The 23,814-nt window shown below is 34.2% G+C and carries 18 protein-coding genes; 4 read left to right on the forward strand and 14 right to left on the reverse strand.

The features are described 5' to 3' along the window. Positions 1–2: 2 nt before the first annotated feature. The 12 genes from bglX to GQR94_RS02930 form a co-directional block, all read right to left on the reverse strand. A complete protein-coding gene (gene bglX, locus GQR94_RS02875; protein WP_158974074.1) occupies positions 3–2,267 on the reverse strand; it encodes a beta-glucosidase BglX in 2,265 nt (754 codons plus the stop codon). A 98-nt stretch (positions 2,268–2,365) separates the two neighbouring features. Next, on the reverse strand, positions 2,366–4,015 hold the full coding sequence (locus tag GQR94_RS02880; protein ID WP_158974075.1) for a family 16 glycosylhydrolase: 1,650 nt from the start codon (positions 4,013–4,015) through the stop codon (positions 2,366–2,368). 18 nt (positions 4,016–4,033) lie between these two features. After that, positions 4,034–5,632: a hypothetical protein gene (locus GQR94_RS02885; protein ID WP_158974076.1), complete on the reverse strand. Its 1,599-nt coding sequence runs from the start codon at positions 5,630–5,632 to the stop codon at positions 4,034–4,036. Positions 5,633–5,648: 16 nt separating this feature from the next. Next, a complete protein-coding gene (locus tag GQR94_RS02890) occupies positions 5,649–7,127 on the reverse strand; it encodes a RagB/SusD family nutrient uptake outer membrane protein (RefSeq protein WP_158974077.1) in 1,479 nt (492 codons plus the stop codon). Positions 7,128–7,131: 4 nt separating this feature from the next. Further along, positions 7,132–10,179: a TonB-dependent receptor gene (locus tag GQR94_RS02895; protein ID WP_158974078.1), complete on the reverse strand. Its 3,048-nt coding sequence runs from the start codon at positions 10,177–10,179 to the stop codon at positions 7,132–7,134. Between the two features lie 228 nt (positions 10,180–10,407). Further along, positions 10,408–13,215 (reverse strand): triple tyrosine motif-containing protein, encoded by a 2,808-nt coding sequence (locus GQR94_RS02900; protein WP_158974079.1) that lies wholly within the window; start codon positions 13,213–13,215, stop codon positions 10,408–10,410. 64 nt (positions 13,216–13,279) lie between these two features. Continuing rightward, positions 13,280–13,555 (reverse strand): ATP-dependent Clp protease adaptor ClpS, encoded by a 276-nt coding sequence (locus tag GQR94_RS02905; RefSeq protein WP_158974080.1) that lies wholly within the window; start codon positions 13,553–13,555, stop codon positions 13,280–13,282. 159 nt (positions 13,556–13,714) lie between these two features. After that, positions 13,715–14,569 (reverse strand): M57 family metalloprotease, encoded by an 855-nt coding sequence (locus GQR94_RS02910; RefSeq protein ID WP_158974081.1) that lies wholly within the window; start codon positions 14,567–14,569, stop codon positions 13,715–13,717. Between the two features lie 101 nt (positions 14,570–14,670). Next, positions 14,671–15,513, reverse strand: a complete 843-nt coding sequence (gene prmA / locus GQR94_RS02915; RefSeq protein WP_233268628.1) for a 50S ribosomal protein L11 methyltransferase — start codon at positions 15,511–15,513, stop codon at positions 14,671–14,673. A gap of 68 nt (positions 15,514–15,581) precedes the next feature. Further along, a complete protein-coding gene (tpiA, locus tag GQR94_RS02920) occupies positions 15,582–16,331 on the reverse strand; it encodes a triose-phosphate isomerase (RefSeq protein WP_158974083.1) in 750 nt (249 codons plus the stop codon). A gap of 60 nt (positions 16,332–16,391) precedes the next feature. Beyond that, positions 16,392–17,489, reverse strand: coding sequence for a BT_3928 family protein (locus tag GQR94_RS02925; protein ID WP_158974084.1), 1,098 nt, complete (start codon positions 17,487–17,489; stop codon positions 16,392–16,394). A gap of 4 nt (positions 17,490–17,493) precedes the next feature. After that, positions 17,494–18,039, reverse strand: coding sequence for a DUF1599 domain-containing protein (locus GQR94_RS02930; RefSeq protein ID WP_158974085.1), 546 nt, complete (start codon positions 18,037–18,039; stop codon positions 17,494–17,496). Between the two features lie 106 nt (positions 18,040–18,145). On the opposite strand from GQR94_RS02930, the gene folP reads away from it, so the two are divergent. The 3 genes from folP to GQR94_RS02945 are packed head-to-tail and all read left to right on the forward strand — an operon-like array spanning position 18,146 to position 20,663. After that, complete coding sequence (gene folP / locus GQR94_RS02935; protein ID WP_158974086.1) at positions 18,146–18,979, forward strand: dihydropteroate synthase; 834 nt, start codon at positions 18,146–18,148, stop codon at positions 18,977–18,979. Positions 18,980–19,023: 44 nt separating this feature from the next. Then, positions 19,024–19,809, forward strand: a complete 786-nt coding sequence (locus GQR94_RS02940) for a diadenylate cyclase (RefSeq protein ID WP_158974087.1) — start codon at positions 19,024–19,026, stop codon at positions 19,807–19,809. A gap of 38 nt (positions 19,810–19,847) precedes the next feature. Beyond that, positions 19,848–20,663 (forward strand): DUF3667 domain-containing protein, encoded by an 816-nt coding sequence (locus tag GQR94_RS02945; RefSeq protein ID WP_158974088.1) that lies wholly within the window; start codon positions 19,848–19,850, stop codon positions 20,661–20,663. Here the strand turns inward: GQR94_RS02945 and GQR94_RS02950 are convergent. Beyond that, positions 20,660–22,426 carry an ABC transporter ATP-binding protein gene (locus GQR94_RS02950; protein WP_158974089.1) on the reverse strand — a complete coding sequence of 589 codons (1,767 nt, stop codon included), beginning with the start codon at positions 22,424–22,426 and terminating at the stop codon, positions 20,660–20,662. The genes GQR94_RS02945 and GQR94_RS02950 overlap by 4 nt on opposite strands. Further along, complete coding sequence (truA, locus tag GQR94_RS02955; RefSeq protein WP_158974090.1) at positions 22,419–23,171, reverse strand: tRNA pseudouridine(38-40) synthase TruA; 753 nt, start codon at positions 23,169–23,171, stop codon at positions 22,419–22,421. Before truA ends, GQR94_RS02950 begins: the two co-directional genes overlap by 8 nt. Positions 23,172–23,301: 130 nt before the next feature. On the opposite strand from truA, the gene GQR94_RS02960 reads away from it, so the two are divergent. Beyond that, the gene (locus GQR94_RS02960) at positions 23,302–23,799 is read left to right on the forward strand and encodes a metallophosphoesterase (RefSeq protein ID WP_158974091.1); all 498 of its coding nucleotides are present in this window, start codon (positions 23,302–23,304) and stop codon (positions 23,797–23,799) included. Positions 23,800–23,814 lie beyond the last annotated feature (15 nt).

The raw sequence follows: 23,814 nt of genomic DNA on the forward strand, positions 1-23,814 counted from the left end.
TATTATTCTGTTACTGAAAAATCTGTTTCTAAAGTAGTGCTAGAACTTCCGCCAATAAACACTTTAAATGCACCTGGCTCCACTTCCCACTTATTATTTGCTGTGTAAAACTGCAGTTTTTCTTTATCAATTTTGAAAGATACTGTTGTAGATTCATTTGGTTTTAAAGAAACCATTTTAAAATCTTTCAACTCTTTTACAGGTCTAGTAACACTGGCAAAAAGATCTCGTATGTACAATTGCGCTACCTCTTTCCCTTCGTACTTTCCGGTATTTTTCAAGGTAAAAGAAACCGTAATTGCCTCCTTTTCATTCATTGTTGGTGCACTTAAGGCTAAATTACTATATTCAAAATTTGTGTAACTTAATCCATGCCCAAATGGATATAAAGGTTCGTTACTCACATCACTATAATGCGACCAAAAAACAATATCACCTCCAGGACTTGTGGGTCTACCCGTATTTTTATGATTGTAATAGATGGGTACTTGACCTACATTTTTAGGAAAAGTCATAGGTAATTTACCACTCGGGTTATAATCACCATACAATACCTCAGCAATAGCATTACCACTTTGAGTACCCAGTTGCCATGCTTCAACAATTGCTGGAATATGCTCTTCTTCCCAATTAATAGTCAACGGTCTGCCATTCATCAATACGAGAACAACATTCTTATTTACCTTATAAATTTCTTTTAGTAATTCTTCTTGCAACCCAGGAATATCTAATGACGTTCTACTACGTGCCTCACCTGTTTGAAAACCATATTCCCCCAATACCATGACCACAACATCATTTTCTTTAGCTGTTGCAATAGCTTCTTTAAAACCGGTCTTATCTGTTGTATTGATTTTCGTTTCTTTTATAAAAGCATTTTCGCCCGTGGTAAGGATAACCCCTTTTTGGTAGGTTAATTTATTCTTTGTATATTTTTGTAATCCTTCTAATACCGAAACTGCTGTATTATCATCACCAGCAATTCTCCAGCTACCAAGAGGACTATTTTTATCAGCTGCAAGAGGTCCTATAAGCGCTATTTTTAGTCCTTTTTTCTTTAAAGGTAATAGTTGCTTTTCATTCTTTAGAAGTACAATAGACTTTTTGGCTACATCTAAAACAGCAGCATTATTTTCTTTACTACCAATAACATTCTTTTCCCTTTCTACATCGCAATATTTATAAGGGTCATCAAAAAGTCCTAATTCAAATTTAACGCGTAATATCCTTTTTACTGCATCATCAATTTTAGCACTATCAACTTTACCTTCTGCAACTAATTCTTCAATATATTTTACGTAAACGTAAGATTCCATGTCCATATCCGATCCAGCATTTAAAGCTATTTCTGCCGCATGTTTGCCATCTTTTGCATAACCATGAGCAATCATCTCACTAATTGAACCCCAGTCAGAAACCATAAAACCTTTATAATTCCACTCTTTCTTTAGTACTTCTCGCTGTAAAAAAGCATTGCCTGTGGCAGGAATACCATTTAGTTCATTGAAAGAATTCATAAATGTTTTTACATCTGCTTTAATTGCTGCTTGAAAAGGTGGAAAAATAATATTGTATAAGGTTGACGTACCCACATCTACCGTGTTATAATCTCTACCCGATTCTGAAAAACCATAACCAGCAAAATGCTTTGCAGTTGCTGCTATTGTATTGGGCGCACTCAAATCATCTCCTTGAAACCCCTTTACTCTAGCATAGGCAATCTTACTCCCTAAATAGGGATCCTCACCTGCTCCTTCCATCACTCTGCCCCAACGTGCATCACGAGAAATATCTACCATAGGAGCAAATGTCCAATTGATACCGCTTGCTGCTGCTTCTGCTGCAGCAACTTCAGAAGATTTACGTATGGCATCTAAATCCCAACTTGCAGCTTCAGCAAGAGGAATAGGGCTTATTGTTTTATAACCATGTATGACATCAAAACCTATTATCAAAGGAATCCCTAATCGCGTTTCTTCAACTGCTATTTTTTGCACTTTACGAACTTCTTCAACCCCAGTAACATTGAGCATAGAACCCACCATACCGGTTTTAAGATGTTCGTATTTTTTAGCAGCATCACCATCTTTAGGAGAGGGCCCAGTAACATTCCAAAAGCCATTGTATTGGTTCATCTGACCAATTTTTTCTTGGAGGGTCATTATGGATAGTAGTGAATCTACCTTTTGATCAATACTTCCTTTTTTTCCTTGACTAAGGCCTAAATTGCAAAACAATCCTATGCAGATAATTACTTTAAAATTCATACTTTCTAATTTGTTATAATGATACAGTATATTATTGAAATAAAAAAAGGAGTAATTGAGCTATGAATTCTCAATTACTCCAGCATAAAAAAACTCAATTATTGATATACTCTCACATAATCAATTTCCATAGTATCTTCTGTAAAAGCAGGATCTATATCACCTCCTAAAGTTCCTCCCATGGCGATATTCATGATTAAGAATTGATTTGCATCAAAAGGCCATGTCTGACTATCCTTAACTCCTGGATTATAAGTGTAAAAAATAACATCATCTATTAAGAAAGAAATTTCGTCCTCCGACCAATTTACAGAATAAACATGAAACTCAGAAGCAACATTAGTCGCTGTTATATCACCTTTATTTACAGTATTTCCGAAACTAGATGGAGTATGAATAGCAGATTGTACAACATTTAGATTATTTCCAACATGTTCCATAATATCTATTTCACCACAAGCAGGCCATCCAACAGTTTCAAAATTTGACCCTAACATCCATAACGCTGGCCATGTTCCTGCACCTTCAGGTAATTTAGCTCTAATATCTACTCTACCATATTTGAAATCAAATAAACCCTGAGATTTTAACCTTGCTGAAGTATAATCACTCCCACTAAAACTTTCTGATTTAGAAATAATTTTCAAAGTACCCTCAGATACTACAGCATTATCTATTCTGTCTGTATAGTACTGTGATTCATTGTTACCCCATCCACCTGCTCCGGTATCATACGTCCAATTAACAGGATTTGGCGTTCCGTCAATATCAAAATCATCTGACCAAATTAAATTGGTATAGCTAACATCTACAGCAGAAGGCTCTTGTATTGCACCTCCATCATCAGCTGTCAAAATAAACCACCAATTAAATTCATTATTGCCATCAGCGGTTGTAAGTATCATTTCATTTTCAGTTCTACTGAAAATCCTATACTGGTGATCTCCACCTGTATAATATGCTATAAAAGCAGTACCTCCTAAACTAAGGGTTTCTATACCATCTGGTGCAGTAAGAGTCCACTGGTTACTATAATCATCGTAAGGATAATTCTCAATATCCGATCCATTGGCGGCTTCATTATGAGCACCAAGTTCATCAACTAAATTAACTCTCCCAAAAATAGTTCCGCTAGTATCCACAGATGGATCATCATTCACGCTATTTGTAATATGGGTAAAACTACCATCGCTATTAAAAATATAACGATCATCATACATACCGGTAGCAGATTTTTCATTTGCTGTAGCACTATACCATTCTGCAGGAATATTTCCTCCTACAGGCCCAAGTCCAAAATGCCCGCCTGATTCTGCTTTAATACGCCAGGTTCTAGACCCATCTGCCACCAACATTTGCAACAAATCTTCGGGAGCTGAATACGATGCAAAAACTTCCAAATCTAGTAAATAGCTGGTAGAGAGTCCTGCTGTTCCTACCGCAATTACAGCAACTGTATAGGTGTTTAATCCTGTAGTACTAAAATTATAAGTTTTAGATCCAGAAGGAATTGCTTCCTTATTTCCATTATATACAAATTGATAAGAGGTAGCATTATCTGCTGTAGCTGTTAAATTTACAGTACCACTACCATCCCCATTTGGATTATCTGCATCTGCACCCACCAACTCAACAGATACTTGCAAGTTAGATGGCGCTACTATAACATCTAAATCGGGTTCATCCTCTTGACAACCTAAAAAGATTAAGCCAAAAACACTTAATAGAATTATTTTTATATTTTTCATAATAATAGCTTTTTCTTATTAATCTTTTACAAGCTTGAATTGCCAAAAAACACCAGAACCTGTTCCTGTCTCAATCACCACACTCATCGTATTATTATCAATAAATGTAGCATTGTAGACAATTGAACTAGGCGCATCTCCTGGAGCCGCTAATTCGCCTGTATTTGTTCCTTTCGCAAGTGCAATATATGCTCCAATGCCATTTATAGTAATAGTACCTGCAGACTCATCATAAGCATAAGTAGCAGATGTAGTACCATCATGAGGTGCTACTGGAGTTCCGCAAGAATCAGAACCACCTTGCCAGCCTTCAATCCAAGTTTCCGTCCCTAGATTTACAGAATAACTATTATCAGATCCAAAGATATATTCATCATCTATTAAGCAAGCACGATCTATAATACCTTGATCATCCAAAGAAAACCAACTCACATCGCCAATAGCTGGGCCCACTCCGAAAGAACCTGCCTCAGATGCTATTCTCCATGTACCCACAATTGGAGCTTCCACTTTTTTTACTAATTTAAACTGCCAGAAGACACCCTCACTTGTTTCTAAATACACATTCATAGTGTTTTTATCTTCTGCTAGAGAAACATTGTACGTAATAGAATTTGGAGCATCAGCAGGTGTGCTTAATTCTCCGTCATTAGTTCCTTTAGCTAAAGCTATAAATGCTCCAGTTCCTGTAATGGTAATTGTACTAGAGGCATCATCATAACTATAAGATGCTGCACTAGAACCATCATGTGGTGCTACAGGAGCTCCACAAGAATCTGTACCTCCTTGCCAAGCTTCAATCCAGGTTTCTGAACCTAAAATCGTATTAAAGGTACCTCCTGATCCAAAAACATACTCGTCATCAATAAAACATGCTCTATCTTCAATCCCTTGTGCATCTAATGAAAAATAGCTAACATCACCAATAGCAGGGCCTACTCCAAAAGAACCTGCTTCAGAAGCAAGTACCCAAGTACCTATAAAATCTTCTAAAGTAGCAGAAACAGGGTCCGTTATACTCACAGTATCTTCATAGTCGATAGTGGTAGCACTAGCTCCTTTAGCGACAACTCTAATGGTATACTCTCCTGCAGCTGCGTAAGTATATGTAGCCACTTCGCCCGCCATAATCGTAGTTGCTTCTTCGTCTGCAGTTTCTCCAAAATAAACATCAAAAACAGTAGCATCATCTGCATTAGGTGTTACGGTAACGTCATAATTATTAACAACAATTATATCTGCTGATAAATTTGACGGTGGTGTAAAAGAAACTGAGATACTTCTATTAAGTTCACTAGTGAGGCCTGAGGCGCTTAAGGCTACTATTCTTAGTATATACTCGCCCTCTTCATAAATATGTGAAGTTTCTTCTCCTGGAGCAACTTCCGTAGGCGTTTCATCTTCTATGTCTCCAAAGTATACTTGAAAACTTGTTACACCTTCTGCTGTTGGCGTAAGGGTAACCGTACCTGTATCATCATTAGATATATTAAATGACGCAGCCACATTAGTAGGGGCTGATACATCTTTAAATGCATATGAAACTTCATCTTCGGTACAAGCATTAAGTGCGATTACTGTTAAAAAGCAAATAACTAAATTTTTTATAATCTTCATTTTTACAATTTTTTTATTAATATCCTGGATTTTGTTCCCAACGGTTTCCTGACAATTCTATTTCAATAGATGGAATAGGAAATAATTCGTGCTTTCCTGATTGAAACCCATCTATTTCTTGAGCTGCTCTTCCTGTTCTTACGAGATCAAAAAAGCGGTGCCCTTCGCCAACCAATTCTACCCTTCGTTCTTGGTAGATTGCTGTAGTTAAACTTGAACCGGCTACAGTAACATCCTCCAAATCTGCTCTTTCCCGTACTCGGTTTAGATATATAAGAGCACGTGAATCGCTTATGCTTCCTCTATTTAAAGCTTCGGCTGCCATTAATAATACATCGGCAAAACGTATCGCTCTATAGTTATTAGGGTTCGTTAAATTTGCATCTCCTGTATTAGAATCTTCAGCTGCATCTAACCTTGGAAGGTATTTTCTATTGAAATATCCCGTATGCTCATTACCCGTTCCAAAAGTTGCACCCGTTTCTTCTGCCCATGCATCTATATTTAATATGGCGATATCTCTACGCGTATCACCAGCTTCAAAGGCATCATAAACCTCTTGAGTTGGTATATTAAAACTAAATCCTGATTCAAAACTAGGACCAGCATAATTTCTTATTCCATTAAAACCTACAGCAACATTACCTTCACTACACTGTAAGCACTCAAATCCAGCACCTTCTTTGTCTGTATACTGCACCTCAAAAACAGATTCTATGTTATTCTCATTATCCAATTCAAACATGGTACTATAGTCTTCTAAAAGATCATAAGGACCATTATTAATTAAATCCTCTAACACGTTTGCTGCTTCCGTAAACTTATCTTGATATAAATAAGCTTTTCCCAAAAGCGCTTGCGCTGCACCCTTAGTAATTCTCCCTTTCTGTGCTTGAGTATACGGTAAATTATCTACTGCATATTGTAAATCAATTTCAATTTGAGCATATATTTCAGCAACAGGCGTTCTTCCTACCAAATATTGATCACCAAATAATAATCGTTGATCAACAGCTAAAGGAACATCTCCGAACCATTTTACTAGTTCAAAATAATAATAGGCTCTCAAAAATGTAGCTTCTGCTAAAAGTGCTTCTTTTCCTGTAAAATCAGTTTTATCTTTAAACTCTAATACATAGTTAGCACGATTGACTCCTGCAAACATCCATCCCCAAATACTTTCTAATTGTACATTTAAAGAAGTATGTAACATATCATCTATTTGTTGTATACCAATTACATCTGTAGCGCTCTCACCACCTGCTAAGGTATTATCTGAAGCGATTTCTCCCAACAATACATTAAGGTATGTAGATTGAAGTAAATCATAAGCACCCGTTAATGCAGATTGATAATCTTCTTCTGAATTGAAGAAATCCTCTGAATTTTCATCTTCTGATTCAACATTTACAAAGTCATCGCTACAGGATATAGAAAATATCGTAATACTGGCAAACGCAATAACGTGTTTTAAAAAAGTGTTTTTTATCATCATTACATTAAAATTTAAGGTTTAAACCTAATAAGTAGGTACGTGGAACTGGATAAAATCCTGAATCAAATCCGGAACCTATTGGATCTCCAGAAGATGCTGATGGATCAAATCCTTTATATTTAGAAAAAGTAAAGACGTTACTAGCAGATACATACAGACGTAATTTACTGATCCCTATATCCTTAATACCCTCGCTATTTAAAGAATATCCTAATTGCATATTTTGTGCTCTAACAAATGAACCATCTTCTACATAAAAATCTGAAAACAAAATATTAGAAGTTGCTCCGTTAGTTACTCTTGGATATTCATTGGTGCTTCCTTCACCCGTCCATCTATTTAAAGAATACACCGACTGATTTGTAATTGGATTATTTCTGTCATAATTTCTAACAATATCATTCCCTATTGACGCAAAAATGTAGGTCTGGAAATCAAAATTTTTGTAATCAAATGAAACATTTAATCCCATTGTAAAATCAGGAATCGGATTTCCAAGATTGGTACTATCCTCAAAATCTATGACTCCATCACCATTTACATCTGTGAAACGAATATCTCCAGGAGCTGCTTCGGAACCAAGACCTATTTGACTTGGATGTGCATCTACTTCAGCTTGATTTTGAAAAATACCATCTGTTTTTAGTCCATAAAAATATCCTATTGGAAGTCCCGCTTCCATACGGGAAACACCTGATTGTCCTATTCCAAAGCTACCGCCTTGCTCATACCCTATTCCATTTTCAACACTTAATACTTCATTTTCTAAATACGTGAAATTATAGTTAATTCCGAATCTAAAATCTTCTGAGTATGGTGTTTCATAACCGATAGCAAACTCAAAGCCACTATTCCGTACAGAACCAGCATTAGCAATAGGGTTTCCTGCACCTGGCGCAGCGGTTCCTAAAATACCTGAAGATTCTACTACTAATAATAAATTATCTGTTTGTTTATTGAAATAATCTGCAGTAATATTAATTGTATTATTAAACAGTTTAGCATCTAAACCAATATCTAAAGTAGTTTGTTCTTCCCACTGTATTTCTGGGTTAGAAACTCTACCTACCGCTTGTCCAAATACTAATTCATTATCAAACACATAGGTACCTTCACCTGACAATAAAGAAACAAATCCAAATCCAGGTATTCTATCGTTACCTAAGATTCCATAAGACGCTCTTAACTTAACAAAATTTAGCACGTTACTCTCTTTAAAGAAATCCTCATCAGATAATATCCAACCTAAGGAACCCGAAGGGAAGTAACCAAATTTATTGTCTGGACCAAATGCTGTTGAACCATCTCTTCTTACTACAGCAGATAGCAAATATTTACCTTTATAATTATATTGCATTCTAGCAAAATAAGAGAGTAACCTTGAATCATATAATCTATTTGAGCGGATCACGAAAGAATCATTGAATAAAGTAGCTGTTTCTAAACTAGGATCAGACAATGTAGTATTGGTTACACCTTCATAGGTTCCTCCGTACTCATCTGCCGTAGATTTAAACACAGAAGTACCTAATGTAATTTTCAAATCATGAACCTCATTGAAAACCTTATCATAATCTATAAAAGCATCAAAAGTATAATCTCTATAAAATTGATTAGACACTCCGTAAGCAGCAGTTGTTCTATCAAATACAGTATTATTTCCAACATTCCCAAAATCTGAAATTGGAAAATACGCCGAATAATCTACTTCTGAATAGTTCCACTGGTAATTAGAGGTGATTTTGAAGTTATTTAAAAATGAATAATCTAAACCAAAGACTCCACTAATTTTATCAATTTTTGTTTTGTTAAACGTGTTTTGCAATTGCGCCAATGGGTTTATCACCTCAATTGGATGCCCAAGAGCTCTGGTTAAACTTCCGTCAACATCTGTAGCACTAAGTATTGGCGAAATATTTAATGCATTGAATAAAACCGAACCCAGTCCTCCCTCGGCCAGTGTTTTTCTTAGTGTACCCGTATAAATTAAATTAGCTTTGAAATTTAAGCCGTCAAACAGCTCTGTATTGAAATTTAATCTTGTATTGTAACGAGTAAAGTTAGCTTTGGAGCCACCTACAATACCGTCTTGTGTAAGTACAGATGAACCAAAAGAGTATCTAGATTTCTCAGTACCTCCACTAACTGTTAAGTTATGATTGAAAATAGGAGCTTTTTGAAAAACCTCGTCTTGCCAATCTGTACCTGTTCCCAATAGTGCTAAATTAGGATATGGAATAGACTCTCCGTTTGCCGCGGCAGCCTCGTTTTTTATAACACCGTATTCTGTAGCATTTAATAAAGGTAACCTTCTAGTAGTTTCTTGAAAGCCTCCATAAGTATCATAAGAAAACTGTAGTGGTGTTGACTTCTTTCCTGTTTTAGTGGTAATTAAAATAACTCCGTTTGCTGCTCTTACTCCATATATTCCTGCTGTAGCATCCTTTAAAACATTGATACTTTCAATATCTCCAGGGTTTACAACACTTAAATCTTCAATAACGTTTCCATCAACCAAAATTAATGGGTTATTGTTTCCGTTAGTTGAAACACCTCGTATTCTAATATTTGATGCACTACCGGGAGAACCAGATTGAGAAGTTATATTCACTCCTGCAACTTGCCCTTGTAAAGCCTGTTCAATACGTGTTGGTTTTAACTGCTCAATAGTTTCTGCTCCAATTACCGTTACAGCACCGGTAATTTCTTTTTTAGTCTGAGTACCATATCCTATTACTACGACTTCGCTTAACGCACTAATATCCTCATTTAGCGAAACAGTAATAAAACTTGAATCTTTAATAGAGATTTCTTTAGTAGTATATCCTATGTAGGACACCACAAGTATATCTCCTACTTTTAATTTATCGACGGTAAAATTACCATCAAAATCTGTAGTAGTTCCTCGTGTTTGATTTTTAACAACCACATTTACCCCTGGCAAAACATCATTTATACTGGCATCTTTTACAGTACCACTTACTGCAAAATCTTGAGCCCAAGAAGTTGTGGTTAAAAAAATTGCTAAGAGCAACAAAAATATGTTTTTCATATGTTGAGTTTTAGAATTCCGAATTTAGACAGACATATTTTATGATAATAATAACAGACCACAACAAAAAATATACATATCGTAATTAAAACTACATAATAAGAGATATTAGTAATGAGAATAAGCCCTAACATGGCTAAAACATTAAGATTATATTATATTAAATTGGTCTTAAAGTACACTCGTGTATGGGTAATGTTGTAGTGTAAAAAATGTGTGTAGTGTTACTTAAAGCTTAATGATGTAATCTGTTAAGCCCATTTCGTGTGGTAGATTCATTTTTTTTCGCAAACGGTATCGTTTTACTTCAACACTGCGCACTGATATATTTAATAAAGGTGCTATTTCTTTGGAAGATAAATTTAAGCGCAGATAAGCACATAACCTTAAATCATTTGGTGTTAAATCTGGATGCAATGTTTTAATTTTTTTCAAGAATTCTTTGTCAGCATTATTAAAAGCATCTTCAAAGAATTTCCAATCATCCTCATTATTTATGTTCCTGTCTATAGTTTTAATAACAGCACTTACTTGTTGTGGTGTTTTACTTTCTTGCAGTTGCGTTTTTATAGCATTAAGAAATTCATTCTTTTTAATAATACTCATTGTAGATATTGCCAATTCCCTACTTTTATTATCTATTTCTTGGTTTAATTTTTCATTTTTAATCTGAATAAGCTTCTTTTCCGCTTTAATCTTTTTACGCTTCAGTTTTTTCTCATTCTCTTTTAAGAGTTGTGCTTGTTGTCTTTTATAATACCTGCGATATAATCTGTGAATAAAATATCCTAACGCTATAAAAAGCAAAACATATAATAAAATTGCTAGATTGGACACATACCAAGGTCTTAAGATTTCAAAGGTATAACTTGCTATATTTTCACTTAACTCATTGCCAACTTTTGCCCTTACTTTAAAGGTATATTCCCCAAAAGGCAAGTTTTCAAAAGCAACCTCTGACTTCTCTGACCAAGTACTCCAAACCTCCGTAAGCCCTATTAATTGGTATTGAAAATTTACCTCTGTATATTTCTCATAGCTAGGCACACTGTATTTAAAATACAGGTTATTATCAGTATACTTAAAAGCTTTATTAAGGCTTTTTAACTCCACTTTTTGCAAAAAAGTAGTATCACTATTTTTATTAAAGACATCAGTTAGAGCTATAGAAAATTCTTTTGCACTTATCTTATCTAAATCAAGGGTTATGTATCCATTAGAAATACCTATTAAATAAGTATTGACTCCTACTTCCTTTATATTTTCAAAGCCTAAAACCCCCAAATTACGCCTGAAGGAACTAGGAATAGCAATCTTTTTTAATTCTGGCTGACCATTAAATTTATTAGCAGCTAAAGAAATTATATTTTTGCCTGTAAACGCCCATAATACATTTTCATTAGTATCTGGAATAACAACACCTATTAAACTGTCATCCCCATCAAAAAAAAGTTTACTAAGGAGGCTGTCTTTTTCAAGCTTCTTATGTTCTTCATTAAATCGTAAGACTCCTCTGTTTGAGGCATGCAATATAGAATTCTCATAGGTCACTAAACTAGCTCCTGTACCTAAAACTGGCTCATCACTGCTTTGAACAACTTTAGTATAAGAAGAATCTAATGTTAATCTAAAAACACCTTTATACTCATGGTTGACAATAATATCATTATTTTTTGTGAATTCGAAAAAGCGACTTGAAATATCAAAACCATCAATTTTATTTCTAAAAACCCATTGGTTATTTTTCAATTCAAGAATACTTAACCCATTGTAATTACCCTGTACTAGAAGTGAATCCTTACCTGGTATTTTCTTTATATCCCAAGTACCCGGAAAATTTGAAATTTGTTTTGCCTCATCACCCTTTACAATAAAAGTTCCCGCATTATGTCCACAAAAAAGAACACCATCTATTTCTTTTAAAATCCAAACTTGACCATTCGTGTTTTCTATAATTTCAAATGCTCCATCTCCTGACTCAGGCTTATAAAACAATCCTTGATTTGTGCCTAAGTACAAATGATTTTTATAAACTGCCGCGGTGTACACTACCCCCAATTTCCCTACCGTATCAATATACTCTTTGAAAGGAGCACTGAAGTTCAAAACACTAATTCCGTTATTTAAACCCAACCATATATTGCCTTCAACATCTTCGAAAATTGATAATATTGTATTGTCGTATAGTCCTTTTTTTTGATTGATTATACCTATCAACTCTCCTGTATCACTCACGTGATACACCCCATCTGAAATAGTTCCTAAAATAAAACCACCTTCTTTAAGCCTAATACCGCTATACATATTTAAGCCTTTCAGCTCTTTATTTACAGGTACCTGCCATTTTTCTACACCATCCTGCGTTAAAAGAAAAAAACCTTCTTTTTCTGTGAGTATTATTTTCCCTAGAGGGGACTCAAACAATCCAATAATGAAATTTGATTTAAAAATGGCCTCTTCCGATACTAAAACACCTTTACCTCCATCTATTTTAAAAAGACCTTTCCCTGATTTCTGGAAATAAACAATACCATTATTTTTGAAAATTCGAGCTCTAGTACTCTCAGAAGGTACAATACTGAATGATTCTGTTTTTAAATTGTAGACGTAAATTCTTTGAAGTGATTGAAACAATACATAAGAATCTAATTGAATAATATTCCAAAACTCCTCATCCTCAATCATGGGAATCGTTAATTTAGAATTCAGAGATTGATAGATTAAATCGCCAAAATTATCTTTGGTCCAATACCCAAATTCCATATAACATCCCGTAAAAACACGATCATTAACAACCTTGACTGCTCGTAAATGAGAGCCATTAGGAGAAGAATACTTTTTCCAAGAAGCTCCATTATATTCTAATAAGCCATAGTTATTTCCTACGTATATATATTTTTGGTCTGATTGTGAGATACTCCAATTCTGATTACCGCCATCATAGGCCAAGGGACTAAAATTATTTATAGGAGGTAATTCTTGCGAAAAGCAAACGAAGGCTAAAAAGAAAAAGCCAATAAATTTTATAGATCTCAACAGCGATAATTTAAGACCAAGAGCTTGCGGGATTTAAAGATAAGGGTATGATAAAATAACCCCATTACACAATCTCTGCACTAAGTCCTGCCTGTAATAATTTTGTGCAACGCGGCTTAAGGTCATCATAATCACCCGTTTTCACGGTACATTTTCCATTATGATGCACTATAATAGAACATTGCTCTGCTTGCTCAGGAGTATGATCGCAAACACCTATTAATGTTTCAATGACGTGATCAAAAGTATTTACCTCATCATTAAACAAAACAATTTCGTTTTGTTTTTTAGTTTCTTCTTCTAAAAGTAAATCTTCTAAGATCTTTTCCTTCGTGCTCATAGATCTATTTTTGCACTAAGATACAAATTCTAATAAGTCACTTCTAGAAATTATTTAAAAAAAACACGAAACCACTGCTAATTAAAGGATTATAAAAAAAGGTATTCTAAAATTAGAATACCTTTAAAATTGTAATGTATTTATTTAAGTATTAGTTAATTAATAAAGATAATTTAATGCTGTAATGTCATTATTATTAAACTCACCATCTTCATTTGAGCTAAAACATGCTAACATAATAGAAGTAGGATCATAAGCTTCCGGAGTTCCTGGTACTGGTATAGCACCTACTCCTGCAGTTCCTTCATTCGTATTTTGACCGCAACTTTGACGACTAAACCAATCTGTATGTCTGAAACCAACAGAATGACCAATCTCATGGGTAATTACATGCTCAATAACATTTACGTCATAATTGCTTAAACCGTAAATTTGAACAAATTTATTTGGATTTCCATTACTAGGAAAACCCGCTGAACCACCAGCACCTGACTCACTAGGATTTAGGTAAACCACCATATCCTTATCTTGATAAGAAGTACCAAAAGTTAATGTAAAACGAATACTTAAATTTAAAGCATTGTAATTATTAACAGCATATTGCAATGCAGTTTGCTCTTTGGTTGGCAGGGCATTTTGACCTCCCGTGTACCCAATAATAGTTAAGGTCCTAGGACTAACTAAATTGGTGGTGTGGTAATTTTTAGCGCTTTTAATATCAATTTCTGATAAACTTTCAAACTGCTCCGCAGAAAATAATATATCATTCTCTAATTGAAATCGTTCTTCCATTGATCCATCAGGAAGCATAAAATCTACAACGTCAATTTCGTTAACATTATAGTAGTTGTTTTTGAAAACACTCATCACCTCATCGGTAATTTGTAGCTTTTCTTGTTCAACATTTTCTACACTAGCTTCTGGCACTAGAAGATTATTGTCTTTCTCTTTTTCACAAGAACTAGCCACTAATAAAAGTGACATAGCAATAATAGTTAAATCGCGTTTTTTCATAATTAATTGTGTTAAATAAGTTAAAAAATATAAAACTATATCTTAAAAAAATACATTACAACGACAATATATGACAATTCAACGGTAATTTTACAAAAACTTTAACATTTTCGATAAACGGCAGCAACCCAATTATTTCTATTTAGGTTGGACTCAAACTTCAGACTGTGTTCTTCGCACTTGGCGGATATTGTAGGGATGTCTTCAGAATAGAAGCCACTTAAAAATAACGTCCCTCCTACTTTTAAACATTTTGAATATTCGGGAATATCTTCTAGTAGTATATTCCTATTAATATTCGCTATTATAATATCATAATTTTTATCCTTTAGAAGATTTACATCACCTTCATAGACATTAATATGACTAGAGTCATTACGCTCTACATTTTCCAATGCATTTAAATAACACCAATTGTCTATATCTATGGCATCAATTGTACTAGCTCCCCTTTTTGCAGCCAGGATCGCCAACACCCCTGTACCACTTCCCATGTCTAATACAGATTTTCCCTTAAAATCTGTATTTAATATATGTTGCAGCATCATGTGTGTAGTTTCATGATGCCCCGTTCCAAAACTCATTTTTGGTTCTATCACAATGTCGTATTCCACTTCTGGTTTTTCATGAAATGGCGCACGAACTACACATTTTTCATCTACTTGAATAGGATTAAAATTCTTCTCCCAAGTTGCATTCCAGTTTTCCTGCTCAATTTCTTTAAAATCGTACTCAATTTTAAAGTTCTCATTATGTACAATAGTTAAGCTGTCCAGAATAGCAGCTGACCAATCTTCTTTTTTGATGTAAGCCAAAACACCTTCTTCGGTCTCTAAGAAACTTTCAAACAGAACTTCTCCTAATTCTGCAATTAGAATATCTGATGCTGGCTGTAAGGGCTCTACTTTAAAAGTATACTCTATATAATTATTCTCTTTTTCCATTTTTGGGATAATATAAAAGGGCATTCTAGTAGAATGCCCTTATGATTTAGTATTTATTAATTGTTTACCTAGATTGCTTTAATAATAGCTACAAAATCATCTGCCACTAAAGCTGCTCCTCCTATAAGACCACCATCTACATCTGGTTTAGAGAAAATCTCTACAGCATTGTTAGGTTTAACACTACCACCATATAAGATAGATACATTGTTAGCAATTGTAGCATCAAAAGCATCTGTAATAGTTTTACGTATAAATGCATGCATTTCTTGCGCTTGTTCAGGAGATGCTGTTTCTCCCGTTCCTATAGCCCAAACTGGCTCGTATGCCAAAACAATATTTTTCCAAGAACTCGCCTCTAAAGAGAATAATGCATTTTTAAGTTGACGCGCTACTATATTAAAATGATTGTCTGACTTACGGTCTTCTAATTCCTCGCCAAAGCAAAACATGATGCGCATATTTTTAGCCAATGCAGCAACCACTTTCTTTGCCAAAATCTCATCCGTTTCACCAAAATAAGCTCTTCTCTCCGAATGACCAATAATCACAGTCTCCACCCCTATATCTAATAACATATCTGCTGAGATTTCTCCTGTAAATGCTCCGCTTTCTGCATAATGCATATTTTGCGCTATAACTTCTATGGTCGAAGATTCTAGATTGCGCACTGCTCCTGCAAGATTTACAAAAGTTGGTGCTACCATTACCTCTGCCGTAGTATCTGGTAATTTAGCGGAAAGTTCTGCCAATAACGCTTCTGTTTCAGTAGCATTTTTATTCATTTTCCAATTCCCTGCAACTATTTTACTTCTCATTTTGTTCTATTTTCAATTATTAAATGACTAATTATATCTTATTTTAATTTAAACGAAAAACTATTCTAAAGTTATAGTGTCTAAATCATTATAATGTACTTTCTGTGTAATTGTTCCTTTATTCAAAATTAAAACTCCTGGATTAGAACGGACTATAGTTTTTAAAGTGGTTTGATCTGTAAAGTAAAAATCAAAATTCAATTTATACTCCTTAAGTAATTTTGTAGCAAAATCTTCGCTAGAAGCAGACATGCCAATAACTTTATAGCCTGCTTTTACAGCTCTATCTGTAAGTTCTTTTACCTCTTCAAATGCACTATAACTACTTTTATCTAGATCATAAGCAATTACTACTAACAATTTGGGTTCTTGCAATAATTCTGACGCATAATCTACATCATCTTTTTCTATTGAAAAATCGTGAATCGGAGGCTCATAACCTGCTTGCACTTCCGTTGTTTCTACATCAATAAACTCACCATCTACACTTGGATAATCGCCTTGAGTGACAATAATTTTTTCTTGGCCATTCACCTTAAACCTCCAAGCATAATCAAATATAGCTTTTGGCGCGTCTTCCGGAACGGACATACCTTCTTCTATATTAGCACCTATTTTATAAGGTCTGAAGTCTATTGCTGGCAAATGATTAAGAACGTAATACACAAAAATCACGCAAGCCGCCAAAGATGCTCCTGTAACAATTCTATTGAAACTAGGACTAAAAATAGGCAGGACATACCGTTTCCCTACGAGTATAACAACTATAAGAAGTAATAAGATAATGTCTTTTGTAAAAGATTGCCAGGGCGTCAATTTTAAAGCATCGCCAAAACAACCGCAATCTGTTACTTTATTAAAATATGCAGAGTAAAAAGTTAAGAATGTAAAGCCAATAATCATGACCAACAGACTATATATGGTAAACCTTTGCCTAAACCCTATTAGTAAAAGAACACCTAATAAGACTTCTAAAATTACCACAAAAATGGCAATTTTCAAGGCATGTGGTTCAAAAAACGGCATGTTTAAAACGCCGTAACTAAAATATTCCTCCAACTTAAATGAAAACCCAACTGGGTCATTCAATTTTATAAAACCACTAATTATAAATAATATTCCTACTACTGTTCTACTGAACCCAACCAAGTACTTCATGTAATTATTTAGAATTTGATGTTAAATGTATCATAGCAAATACTGCATAGTTTACCATATCTTGGTAATTAGCATCTATACCTTCACTCACTAAAGTCTTCCCTTTGTTATCTTCAATTTGCTTGACACGCAATAATTTTTGCAAAATTAAATCTGTTAAAGAGCTCACACGCATTTCTCTCCATGCCTCTCCATAATCATGATTTTTATTTTCCATCAATGTCTTTGTAATGTTTACATGGGAGTCAAATAACGCTAATGCTTCTTCAACATTTAAGTCTGGCTGCTCTGCGATTCCTTTTTCAATTTGAATTAAGGCCATTATCGAATAATTAATAATTCCTATAAATTCAGATTGCTCCCCTTCTTCTACCTTCTGAACTTCATTCTCTTGAAGACTGCGAATCCGTTGTGCCTTAATAAAAATTTGATCTGTTAGTGATGGTAATCTTAGTATTCGCCATGCACTGCCATAATCTTTCATCTTTTTAGAAAATAAAGCGCGACATATTTTTATTACAGCATCGTATTGTTCTGCGGTTTTCTGCATGTATTCTTTCTAATTTGTGTAAATTTCGTTCAAAATTTTTAATTGTTCAAGTATAGCGCTTTAAACTTGCAGTGCTATTATAATTCTTGACTAATTCTCAGTAAAAATGACCATAAATTGCAAAGGAGATCTTATTGAAATTGGAGCGCCAAAAATAATGGGTATTCTTAATACTACCCCCGATTCTTTTTATGATGGAGGAAAATACAAAAATGAAACTGAAATTATCCATCAAGTTCAAAAAATGCTTGCCGATGGAGCCACATTCATTGATATTGGCGGATATAGTTCTAAACCCGGAGCTTTACATGTCTCAGATGAAGAAGAATTAAATAGAGTTGCACCTATAGTAGCTTTGGTCCTTAAAAATTTTCCTGAGTGTAAAATTTCAATAGATACCTTTAGAAGTAAAGTTGCAGAAGCGTGTATACAAGAAGGTGCTGCAATGATTAATGATATATCCGCAGGAAATCTAGATCTTGAAATGATGAACATTGTTGCTAAATATCAAGTGCCTTACATCATGATGCATATGAAAGGAACGCCTCAAAACATGCAAAAAAACATACAGTACGATAATTTACTTACTGATATTCTAAGTTATTTTTCAGAAAGAATAGCTGCTGCGAACGATAACAAAATTAATGACATTATTTTAGACCCTGGATTTGGTTTTTCAAAAACATTGGATCAAAATTATGAATTAATGCAAAAATTAGAACTATTGAAAAATGCCAAAAAGCCTATATTAGTTGGTATTAGCAGAAAATCTATGGTATACAACGTTCTAAAGACAGATGCGCAACATGCTTTAAACGGAACAACTAGCCTAAATACTATCGCCTTACTAAAGGGTGCCAATATACTCAGGGTACATGATGTTAAAGAGGCCGCAGAATGTATTGCCATAGTACAGCAATTAAAGTATAAAAATACCTAGTTTTTGTTCGTCTATTTTTCCTAATTTTACAAAAACCCTAAGACTTGGATTTTTTAAGCTTTCTAGATTTTAAGATTACAGATTTAATAGACATATTACTTGTCGCTACGCTGTTATATTACATTTACAAATTGGTTCGCGGTACTGTCGCGATAAACATTTTCATTGGTATCGTTCTTGTTTGGGGTTTCTGGAAACTCACAGAGCTTTTAGAAATGAAAATGATTTCTAGTGTTATTGGCGGTTTTATGCAAGTTGGTTTAATCGCATTGATTATAGTTTTCCAACAAGAGATAAGAAAGTTTTTGCTAATGATTGGTTCTACCAATTTTGCTAATAAACGAAACTTCATTAAACATTTTAAGTTTTTAAAACAAGAAGTGACCAGTATTGGTACAGATGTAGATTCACTGGTAAGTGCGTGTGATAAAATGAGTTCTTCAAAAACAGGCGCTATTATAATTATAAAAAGAAGCAATTCCTTAGATTTTGTAAAATCTACTGGTGATAAAATGCATATTGAAATTACCCAACCTATTATTGAAAGTATTTTTTACAAAAACAGTCCATTGCATGATGGTGCAGCAGTGATTGAAGGGAATTATATTGTTGCCACCCGAGTGATACTCCCCGTTTCTAACGAACGTAATATTCCTTTACGCTTTGGATTAAGACACCGAGCTGCCGTTGGTATTACTGAAAAAACAGATTCATTAGCCATTGTTGTAAGTGAAGAAACAGGAATGATCACCTACATTAAAAATGGCGAATTTGTATTGTATAATGACTTAACAGAGCTTTCTAGTATGATCAAAGAAGATTTGATGTAAGTAAAAAAATAAAAACACCAACCAACTATTTACCATTTATGGAATGCAAGAACTGTACCCTTACATTACAAGAAAACCATAATTTTTGTGCAGATTGTGGCGCAAAAGTGATCAGAAATAGGTTAACTATAAAAAATCTATTTAGTGATTTTGCTCAGCGATTTCTAAATATTGACAATACTTTTATTCGCACTTTTGGAAAGCTGTTTGTGGCTCCTGAAGTAGTAATTGTAGGCTATATCAATGGGGTCAGAAAAAGATATATGAATCCAATATCTTATTTTACAATTGCTGTTTTCCTTGGAGGACTTTTCTTTTTCCTAGTTCAAAAATTCTTTCCTACAGCGATGGATTATCAATTTACACAAATGAAAGTTGACAGCTCCGATCCATCCCAGCAAATGGGAATAGAGTTTGCGAAGAAATTTCAAGATATTACCGTTGAATATCAAAGCATCTTTTATTTAGCAATGCTCCCTTTTCTATCCTTAATTTCAAGAGTAGTTTTCTACAACAAAAAGCAATTTAATCTCAGTGAGCATTTCGTTATAAATATGTATGCTTATACCCAAATGTCAATTTTGATTAACATTTTATATATCATAAGTATATGGAATAGCCAATGGATATATTATCTATCTATGAGCAATGCTATTACCTTAATTTTATACTTTTCCTATGTATACAAAAAAACATTTCAACTTACTTGGAAACAAATACTACTAAAGCTGTTATTATTTTTAGTAATTTTCGGAATACTATTTTTAGGTATAATTATTTGCACAGGTATTTACTTAGTATTTTTCACAGATACATTTAAACATCTAAAAAATACACAAGCAATGCTATACTAAGCTACTTCTTCTATAGAGAATTGCGCTTCATAAAGATTATTATAATAGCCTCCTTTTTTAAGAAGTTCTTTGTGCGAGCCTATTTCAACAATTTTACCAGCATCCATAACAATAATTTTATCTGCTTTTTTAATCGTTGCTAACCTATGAGCAATAATAATGGAAGTTCTACCTTCTGTAATTTTATCCGTTGCTTTCTGTATCAGCTGCTCCGAATAGGTATCTACAGACGACGTTGCTTCATCTAAGACAAGAATACTAGGGTTACTAACATAAGCCCTTAAAAAGGCTATGAGCTGACGCTGTCCGCTGGAAAGCATCGTACCGCGTTCTTTTACATTATAGTTGTACCCTTCAGGCAAGCTAGTTATAAATTCGTGTACCCCTATTTCTTTAGCTGCAGCTTCAATTTGTGCTAATGAAATATTCTCATTTTTCAATGATATATTATTTGCAATAGTATCTGCAAAAAGAAAAACATCTTGCAGCACTACCGCTATTTTAGAACGTAGTGAGGCCAACTTATAGTCTTTGATATTTATACCATCTACAGCTATTTCGCCTGAGTTTATTTCGTAAAATCTATTTAACAAGTTGATAATAGTTGATTTACCGGCACCTGTAGCCCCTACAATAGCAACAGTTTCACCTGCTTTTACTTCAAAAGAGATTCCATGCAGTACTTCTTCATCTTCTAAGTATCCAAAACGCACTTCTTTAAAATCAATAGCTCCTTGAATAGTAGTCTTCTCTATGGTACCAGAATCTTCAATCTGACTCTCGGTATCTAATATTTTAAATACTCTATTGGCTGCCACCATTCCCATCTGCAGGGTATTAAACTTATCTGCAATTTGACGTAATGGCCTAAACAACATATCAGAAAGTAGAATAAAAGCAAAAATGGCTCCGTACTCACTAGGACCTACATTCGCTATATTTAATAATCCACCATACCAAACAATTAAACCTATGGCAATAGAAGAAACAATCTCTGCAATTGGAAAGAAGATAGAGTTATACCAGACCGTTTTTAACCATGCATTTTGATGCTTTTCATTGATCTCTCTAAATTTCTCTTTTTCAATTTCTTCTCGATTAAAAAGCTGAACTATTTTCATCCCAGTTATTCGCTCTTGTACAAACGAATTTAAGTTAGACACCTCTGCTCTAACCTCCGTAAAGGCTATTTTCATTGCTTTTTGAAACAATCTGGTTGCATAGGCGATAATAGGCAATAATGCAAAAACGATTAAAGCCAATTTCCAGCTTTGATACAGCATGACACCTGCCACAACAATCATTTTAAGTAAATCTGCTACTATCACAAAAAAACCTTGACTAAATATCTCTCCTATTCGCTGCATATCTGCAACTGCCCTAGTTACCAAAACACCAATAGAAGAACTATCAAAATACTTCATCTTAAACCCTAACATGCGTTTAAACAAATCTATTCTAACATCTTTAATCACAGATTCTCCTAACCAGTTGGCATAATAATTAAAGCCTAACTGACTCACTACCTGACCAATAAGCACTCCCAACATAGCCATAGTCATATATAATAATTTCTGACTGTCTTTCTGCGTAATTGCTTCATCAACAATATGACCAACAATTATTGCCGTCATTACGGCAAAACCTGAAAGTAAAATTGCAGCAATAGCTACACCGTAGAAGGTAACACGATAGGGCTTAGTGTAGTTTACTAATCTTTTAAATAAGAGAAAATCAAATGCTTTTCCTGATTTATTATCCATGGTTTTTTACAATATTATCTGGGTATAAAACTGAGGTCAAATATAAGCCTTTTGCTGGCGCGGACGCCCCTGCTTGGCTCCTATCTTTACTTTTTAATATAGCTTTAACATTGGATATATCTATCTTCCCTAATCCAACTTCTAACAGTGTACCGACTATAGCGCGCACCATATTTCTTAAAAAACGATCTGCTGTAATGGTAAAAACCAAAACCCCATCGTTCACTTTCCATTCCGCATATTTTACATCACAATTAAAAGTATTTACGGCTGTATTGCTCTTTGAAAAACACTCAAAATCTGTCTGTAATAGGAAAAGCTGGGCCGCTTCGTTCATTTTATTAATATCTAAAGGGTATTTAATTAAATGAGCATGGTTGGTTAAAAACGGATTTTTCTGCTGTACAATCCAATATTCATATGTTCTAGCAACGGCATTAAATCTTGCATGTGCTTCTTCTGGAACCTGAAAAACATCCAGTACAGCAATATCTTTAGGCAAAAAAGCATTTAACCGAAAAACAAAATTTTCTTTATTTGGTATTTCTTCAAAATCAAAATGAGCATACAATTCCTTTGCATGAACTCCCGCATCTGTTCTACCGGCACCCATCAAAATAATTTCATCAGATAATAGTTTTGATAAGGCATCTTCTAAAACACCCTGTACCGTAACGGCATTAGGTTGTTTCTGCCACCCATGATAATGTTTTCCGAAGTAAGAAAAACGAATAAAATACCTCAAAGGAATATGCTATTTTTGTGAATTACAAAGGTACTAAAGAAATACGATATTGCTTCTTCACCTCTTAGTACGAATCACAACATCACGATGACACTCGAGAAGCTTTTTAATTTACTTTGAAATTTAACAAATGACCCGAATACTTTTACTTTCTGATACACATAGCCATATAGATGATACGATACTAAAATACGCTAAAAAAGCAGATGAAATATGGCATGCAGGTGATATTGGTACGCTAGATGTTACTGATACATTAAAAAAAATAAAACCAATTAGGGTAGTTTATGGTAACATTGACGACCATGTAGCACAAATGGAATTCCCGCTAGACAACAGATTTATGTGTGAAGGGGTTGATGTCTGGATGACCCATATTGGTGGCTATCCGAATAGATACAATCCTAGAATTCGTGAGGATATTAAGAAAAACCCACCAAAATTATTTATTAGCGGACACTCACATATTTTAAAAGTGATGTGGGATAAAAAGCTAAATCTCCTGCATATGAATCCCGGAGCATGCGGTAAGCATGGCTTTCACCAGGTACGCACGATGCTACAATTTGTTATAGACGGGGCAGAGATTAAAGATTTAGAAATTATTGAATTAGGAAAGAGAGGATAGCTGATTCTCATTAAG

This window comes from Cellulophaga sp. L1A9 (assembly GCF_009797025.1).
In the GTDB taxonomy this organism is placed as follows: Bacteria; Bacteroidota; Bacteroidia; order Flavobacteriales; family Flavobacteriaceae; genus Cellulophaga.

Excerpts from the sequence above, each read along its gene's own strand:
- bglX (WP_158974074.1), bottom strand. The coding sequence starts at position 2,267 with ATGAATTTTAAAGTAATTATCTGCATAGGATTGTTTTGCAATTTAGGC.
- GQR94_RS02880 (WP_158974075.1), bottom strand. The coding sequence starts at position 4,015 with ATGAAAAATATAAAAATAATTCTATTAAGTGTTTTTGGCTTAATCTTT.
- GQR94_RS02885 (WP_158974076.1), bottom strand. The coding sequence starts at position 5,632 with ATGAAGATTATAAAAAATTTAGTTATTTGCTTTTTAACAGTAATCGCA.
- GQR94_RS02890 (WP_158974077.1), bottom strand. The coding sequence starts at position 7,127 with ATGATGATAAAAAACACTTTTTTAAAACACGTTATTGCGTTTGCCAGT.
- GQR94_RS02895 (WP_158974078.1), bottom strand. The coding sequence starts at position 10,179 with ATGAAAAACATATTTTTGTTGCTCTTAGCAATTTTTTTAACCACAACT.
- GQR94_RS02905 (WP_158974080.1), bottom strand. The coding sequence starts at position 13,555 with ATGAGCACGAAGGAAAAGATCTTAGAAGATTTACTTTTAGAAGAAGAA.
- GQR94_RS02910 (WP_158974081.1), bottom strand. The coding sequence starts at position 14,569 with ATGAAAAAACGCGATTTAACTATTATTGCTATGTCACTTTTATTAGTG.
- prmA (WP_233268628.1), bottom strand. The coding sequence starts at position 15,513 with ATGGAAAAAGAGAATAATTATATAGAGTATACTTTTAAAGTAGAGCCC.
- tpiA (WP_158974083.1), bottom strand. The coding sequence starts at position 16,331 with ATGAGAAGTAAAATAGTTGCAGGGAATTGGAAAATGAATAAAAATGCT.
- GQR94_RS02925 (WP_158974084.1), bottom strand. The coding sequence starts at position 17,489 with ATGAAGTACTTGGTTGGGTTCAGTAGAACAGTAGTAGGAATATTATTT.
- GQR94_RS02930 (WP_158974085.1), bottom strand. The coding sequence starts at position 18,039 with ATGCAGAAAACCGCAGAACAATACGATGCTGTAATAAAAATATGTCGC.
- folP (WP_158974086.1), top strand. The coding sequence starts at position 18,146 with ATGACCATAAATTGCAAAGGAGATCTTATTGAAATTGGAGCGCCAAAA.
- GQR94_RS02945 (WP_158974088.1), top strand. The coding sequence starts at position 19,848 with ATGGAATGCAAGAACTGTACCCTTACATTACAAGAAAACCATAATTTT.
- GQR94_RS02950 (WP_158974089.1), bottom strand. The coding sequence starts at position 22,426 with ATGGATAATAAATCAGGAAAAGCATTTGATTTTCTCTTATTTAAAAGA.
- GQR94_RS02960 (WP_158974091.1), top strand. The coding sequence starts at position 23,302 with ATGACCCGAATACTTTTACTTTCTGATACACATAGCCATATAGATGAT.